Annotated in this window: 1 pseudogene; it reads right to left on the bottom strand. The window is 56.9% G+C overall.

Going from position 1 to position 719, the window contains the following annotated elements:
- Positions 1 to 719: pseudogene (locus D5269_RS19075) on the bottom strand (DEAD/DEAH box helicase); the annotation flags it as partial.

The following is a 719-nucleotide window of genomic DNA, read 5'->3' as shown; positions in this document are numbered from 1 at the left end:
GCAAAGGCCAGCCGGTTCCCCCGGTCATTGATCAGCCCGTACTTTGCGGAAAATGCGTCATAGAGCCGGTTCAATTCGGCCTGGGTTTCACGGATTGCCGTATCCGAAACAAAGCTGTCCATCTGCTGTGCGATGAGCTTCTGCACACAGTCCCGCAGTTCCACCAGCCGCTTTACGCGGGCCTCGGCGGTGGCGTTTAAGTCGGGGCGCACCATGCGGCTGTTTTCCCGATAGTACACCGCACCGTCCACAACGGTATAGGAATAGTTTTTTACATCAGGGTCAGCGGGGATAGAAGTATCAATTTCTTCCCCCTCGCCCAGCTCCGGCAGTTCGGCCTCCTGGTAGGTCCCGCGAATGTACTTAACCGCATCGTGCAGCTGGTCGGAAAGTTCCAATCCCTCAATGGGATTTACGGTGTAATCCATGCCATGAGCGGTGCTTTCCGGCTCCTGTCTGCCCAGCACCATTTCCGGGTGGTCCAGGAAATAGCGGTTGATGGTAAAATCATCTTCGGTCTGTCCGGTCTGCGTCCAGTCCGGCGCAATGTCAATCGGGCGGTCACGTTTTTGCAGGAAAATAATGTCGGATACCACCTCTGTCCCGGCATTGGCCTTGAACGCATTGTTGGGCAGACGGATCGCGCCCAACAGCTCCGCCCGCTGCGCCAGATACCGGCGCACCGTAGAATCCTTGGAATCCATCGTGTAGCGGCTGGT

It is taken from the genome of Anaerotruncus sp. 1XD42-93 (assembly GCF_009917605.1).
GTDB lineage: Bacteria > Bacillota > Clostridia > Oscillospirales > Ruminococcaceae > Anaerotruncus.
Note: the sequence above shows the minus strand (reverse complement) of the source record. Positions and strands in the feature narration are given on the sequence as shown.